Annotated in this window: 2 protein-coding genes and 3 tRNA genes; all 5 read left to right on the top strand. The window is 38.3% G+C overall.

The features are described from left to right. The first annotated feature begins 178 nt into the window (after window positions 1–178). The 5 genes from htpG to AB5217_RS24620 all read left to right on the top strand — a co-directional run bounded on the left by htpG (window position 179) and on the right by AB5217_RS24620 (window position 5,043). On the top strand, window positions 179–2,224 hold the full coding sequence (gene htpG / locus AB5217_RS24640; protein WP_032843493.1) for a molecular chaperone HtpG: 2,046 nt from the start codon (window positions 179–181) through the stop codon (window positions 2,222–2,224). Between the two features lie 171 nt (window positions 2,225–2,395). Further along, window positions 2,396–4,693, top strand: a complete 2,298-nt coding sequence (locus tag AB5217_RS24635) for a patatin-like phospholipase family protein (protein WP_004295962.1) — start codon at window positions 2,396–2,398, stop codon at window positions 4,691–4,693. Window positions 4,694–4,772: 79 nt separating this feature from the next. Next, window positions 4,773–4,846 (top strand) — tRNA-Arg (locus AB5217_RS24630). Between the two features lie 20 nt (window positions 4,847–4,866). Then, window positions 4,867–4,940 (top strand) — tRNA-Arg (locus AB5217_RS24625). Window positions 4,941–4,969: 29 nt separating this feature from the next. Then, window positions 4,970–5,043, top strand: a tRNA-Arg gene (locus AB5217_RS24620). Window positions 5,044–5,412: the final 369 nt, after the last annotated feature.

Here is a 5,412-nt window from a genome sequence, read left to right as displayed (position 1 = left end):
TTTCTGCAAATATAAGCATTTTATCCGCTTATGCAACTTATAATCAGGGATTTAATTTATAGAAGTCCCCTTAATATGCCATAATGTCAGACCTTCGGGTCTGGCATTTTTTTTGTCTCTGTATGGACAAATATCAATTAAAATTAATCAATAGATAAACTAAAAAAATATACGTATTATGCAAAAAGGTAATATTGGGGTTACAACAGAAAACATTTTCCCTATCATTAAAAAGTTTTTGTACAGTGACCATGAGATTTTTCTGCGCGAGTTAGTATCCAATGCGGTAGATGCCACTCAGAAGCTGAATACGCTTGCTTCTATTGGCGAATTCAAAGGTGAACTGGGTGACTTAACTGTTCACGTTGAATTAGGCAAAGATACTATTGCCATTTCTGACCGTGGTATCGGTTTGACTGCAGAAGAAATAGAGAAGTACATCAATCAAATAGCTTTCTCTGGAGCTAATGACTTCCTGGAGAAGTATAAGAACGATGCAAATGCCATTATCGGACATTTCGGACTTGGCTTCTACTCTGCCTTTATGGTTGCAAAGAAAGTGGAGATTATCACTAAATCATACAGAGACGATGCAAAAGCCGTAAAATGGACTTGTGATGGCAGCCCTGAATTCACTATTGAAGAAATAGAAAAAGCCGACCGTGGATCAGATATCATCTTATACATTGATGACGACTGCAAAGAATTCCTCGAAGAAGCACGTATCTCCGAACTTCTGAAGAAATATTGCAGCTTCCTTCCTGTTCCTATTGCATTTGGAAAAAAGAAAGAATGGAAAGACGGCAAACAGGTAGAAACGGCTGAAGATAATATAATCAATGATACCACTCCTTTGTGGACACGCAAACCTAGCGAACTTTCGGATGAAGATTACAAATCATTCTATAGCAAGCTATATCCGATGTCTGATGAACCACTCTTCTGGATTCACCTGAATGTGGATTATCCATTCCATCTGACTGGTATCCTCTACTTCCCGAAGGTAAAGAGCAATATTGAATTAAATAAGAACAAGATTCAGTTATATTGCAATCAAGTATATGTAACAGACTCTGTTGAAGGCATTGTGCCGGACTTCCTGACTTTGTTACATGGAGTAATAGATTCTCCGGATATTCCGTTGAACGTTTCCCGTTCATACTTGCAAAGCGACTCAAACGTGAAGAAGATTTCAACTTATATCACCAAGAAAGTTTCCGACCGTTTACAGTCTATATTCAAGAATGATCGTAAGCAGTTTGAAGAAAAGTGGAACGACTTGAAAATATTTATCAATTATGGAATGCTCACACAAGAGGATTTCTATGATAAAGCGCAAAAATTCGCCCTTTTCACCGATACAAATGACAAACATTACACATTCGAGGAATATCAGACCCTTATTAAAGATAACCAGACAGACAAAGATGGAAATCTAATCTATCTGTATGCAAATAACAAGGACGAACAATACAGCTATATTGAGGCTGCAACCAATAAAGGCTATAATGTCTTGCTCATGGATGGCCAGTTAGATGTAGCTATGGTAAGTATGTTGGAGCAAAAGCTTGAGAAATCCCGTTTCACCCGTGTAGACAGTGATGTTGTTGACAATCTGATTGTAAAAGAAGACAAGAAAGGTGAAACTCTGGAAGCCAACAAACAAGATGCAATCACAACAGCCTTCAAGAGCCAATTGCCTAAAATGGATAAGGTTGAATTCAATGTGATGACGCAAGCGTTGGGAGAAAATTCGGCTCCGGTCATGATTACTCAAAGCGAATATATGCGTCGTATGAAAGAAATGGCAAATATTCAAGCCGGAATGAGCTTCTACGGCGAAATGCCTGACATGTTCAATCTGATCCTGAATTCAGACCACAAGTTGATAAAACAAGTATTGAATGAAGAAGAGAATGCCTGTCAAGCAGAAGTAGCTCCGATACTCTCCGAAATGGATAACGTCAACAAACAACGTAATGAGTTGAAAGACAAACAGAAGGATAAAAAGGAAGAAGACATCCCAACAGCTGAAAAAGATGAATTAAACGATCTCGACAAGAAGTGGGATGATCTGAAAAGCAAGAAAGAAGCTATCTTTATCGGCTATGCAAGCAATAACAAAGTTATCCGCCAGCTTATCGATCTGGCCTTACTTCAAAACAATATGTTAAGAGGTGAAGCTTTGAATAACTTCGTAAAACGTAGCATTGAGCTGATTTAATATCGCCCCTTTAAACATTACACATACTTCAAGAAAGAGCATTCAACGTTAAATACACGTTGTAATGCTCTTTTTCAATTTAAAACGATCGGCAAAATATCGATTAATTGAAAAGTATTGTATATATTTGAACACTTAATAGACAAAAAATTCAATTGTTTGATTTGGGTTATGAGAAAGATTTTTTTAGTGTTCATTACTTTATGGCTGATTATCCCGGCTATCCATGCCCAAAAAGTAGGACTTGTATTAAGCGGTGGTGGCGCCAAAGGAATGACGCACATCGGCATCATTCGCGCATTGGAAGAAAACAACATCCCTATTGACTACATTGCTGGTACTTCCATGGGAGCCATTATCGGCTCCTTGTATGCCATGGGATACTCTCCTGACGACATGGTAGAACTGCTCAAATCGGAGGACTTTAAACGATGGTATTCCGGAGAAGTGGAAGAGAAATACGTATATCATTTCAAAAAGAATCTTCCCACTCCCGAATTTTTCAATATTCGTTTTTCATTCAAAGATTCACTGAAGAGTTTAAAACCTCAATTCCTGCCTACCAGTGTTGTCAACCCGATTCAAATGAATCTCGTGTTTGTTGACCTATATGCACGTGCTACGGCCGCTTGTAAGGGAGATTTTGATAAACTTTTTGTTCCTTTCCGTTGCATTGCGTCCGATGTGTACAATAAAAAACAGTTAGTCATGAAGGAAGGAGATTTAGGAGATGCCGTCAGAGCTTCCATGAGCTTCCCTTTCATGTTTAAACCCATTGAAATAGACAATGTACTGGCCTACGATGGAGGTATCTATAATAACTTTCCCACGGACGTCATGAGAGATGATTTTCATCCGGATGTCATTATAGGAAGCGTTGTATCCACCAATCCCACTAAACCCAAGGAAAATGACCTCATGAGTCAAATTGAGAATATGGTGATGCAGAAAACCGACTATTCTATTCCGGACTCTATGGGGATTTTAATGACGTTCAAATATGACAACGTCAATCTGATGGATTTTCAACGCATCGACGAATTACATGATATAGGATATAATCGAACCATCAGCATGATGGATTCTATCAAAAGCCGTATCCATCGGCGTGTGAATCTGGACAATATTCGTTTAAGGAGAATGGTATACCGTAGTAATTTCCCGGAACTACGTTTTAAAAATATCATCATTGATGGAGCTAATCCACAACAACAGGCATATATGAAGAAAGAATTTCATAAGTCGGATAACAAAGAATTCACCTATGAAGATTTAAAGCAAGGTTATTTTCGATTGCTATCAGATAAAATGATTTCAGAAATCATACCGCATGCAATTTATAATCCGGAAGATGACACCTATGATCTGCATTTAAAAGTCAAACTGGAAAACAACTTTGCTGTACGGCTGGGAGGTAACATATCCACCTCCAATTCGAATCAGATCTACCTGGGACTTAGTTATCAGGACTTAAACTACTATGCCAAAGAGTTTATTCTTGACGGGCAACTTGGAAAGGTATATAACAACGTGCAATTTATGGCAAAAATAGACTTTGCCACTGCCATTCCTACCTCGTATCGTCTTATAGGTTCGATCAGTACTTTCGACTATTTTAAGAAGGACAAACTTTTTTCGCGAAATAACAAACCGGCCTTTAACCAGAAAGACGAACGTTTCTTGAAATTACAGGTTGGATTACCTTTCCTTTCGAGCAAGCGAGCAGAGTTTGGAGTAGGAATTGCAAGAATAGAGGATAAATATTTTCAAAAAAGTGTCATTGACTTCGGAAATGACAAATTTGATAAAAGCCGCTATGATTTATTTGGTGGATCAATTAGTTTTAATGGAAGTACTCTTAATTCCAAACAATATCCTACACGTGGATACAGAGAAGCCCTTGTAGCCCAGATTTTCGTTGGAAAAGAACGATTCTATCCGGGCGAAGGAAGTACGACCAGTAACAACAAAGATCATCACTCCTGGCTGCAATTATCTTATATGAAAGAGAAATATCATAATATGAGTGAACATTGGGTTTTAGGATGGTATTTGAAAGCCCTGTATGCCTCCAAAAACTTCTCCGAGAACTATACGGCCACAATGATGCAAGCTGGAGAGTTTTCTCCTACATTACATAGCAAATTGACTTACAACGAAGCCTTTCGTGCCAATCAATTTGTCGGAGCCGGCATTCGGCCTATTTACCGTTTAAGCCAGATGTTCCATCTTCGGGGAGAATTTTATGGTTTTATGCCTATTTATCCAATCGAAAAAAACTCGTTGAATAAAGCATATTACGGAAAAGCTTTCTCCAAGTTTGAATATTTAGGAGAAATTTCTGTTGTATGTCAATTGCCTTTTGGAGATATCTCTGCATATGTAAATCATTATAGCTCACCGAAAAGGGAGTGGAATGTCGGACTAAGTATAGGTTTACAACTATTCAATTATCGGTTCATAGAATAATTTTCTACAAAAAAAGTCGGTGAAAAGCTTGCTAATTCGGGAAAAGTCCGTATCTTTGCACCCGTTAAAACAAAATAACGGTCGCGTAGCTCAACTGAATAGAGTAGCTGACTACGGATCAGCCGGTTACAGGTTTGAATCCTGTCGCGATCACTTTTTTGAATTAACAGAATGGCCGCGTAGCTCAACTGAATAGAGTAGCTGACTACGGATCAGCCGGTTACAGGTTTGAATCCTGTCGCGGTCACTGAAAAATTTACAAGTTATATTATTTGAGGTCGCGTAGCTCAACTGAATAGAGTAGCTGACTACGGATCAGCCGGTTACAGGTTTGAATCCTGTCGCGATCACAAAATCCTCTGCATTTGATGTGGAGGATTTTTATTTTCTCCCATTTCATCGAAGAAATTAGCTATAACTAAACTAAAAAGATTCAAAAGTCAGTCATTATAAACAAGCGATACATCCCCTCATATCTTTTATTTTCAATTCCCTCTTCACCTTCACCTTTCTTCCGGGCTCCCTATAAATAAGTCGTTTACGGGTGAAGGGCAACTCTTACACAGCCTTTTTCACCTGTTTGGAAGTAAGCGTCTCCGCGATTCTATCTTGTCGGCCTTTTTTCATTCTTATATTTTTGCTATGTATAAAAATGAAGCATTATGGATTTAGCAGAAAATCGATTTGGAAAAACTTGGAAACATTTCCTTGAAGCATTG

It is taken from the genome of Bacteroides sp. MSSM.1001136sp1_RTP21357st2_D2_RTP21359_211015, assembly GCF_040913205.1.
GTDB lineage: Bacteria > Bacteroidota > Bacteroidia > Bacteroidales > Bacteroidaceae > Bacteroides > Bacteroides ovatus.
This window is presented reverse-complemented; position numbering and strand designations above follow the sequence as displayed.

Bases quoted from the DNA above. Each gene is read 5' to 3' on its own strand.
- AB5217_RS24635 (WP_004295962.1), top strand. From the start codon at position 2,396: ATGAGAAAGATTTTTTTAGTGTTCATTACTTTATGGCTGATTATCCCG.
- htpG (WP_032843493.1), top strand. From the start codon at position 179: ATGCAAAAAGGTAATATTGGGGTTACAACAGAAAACATTTTCCCTATC.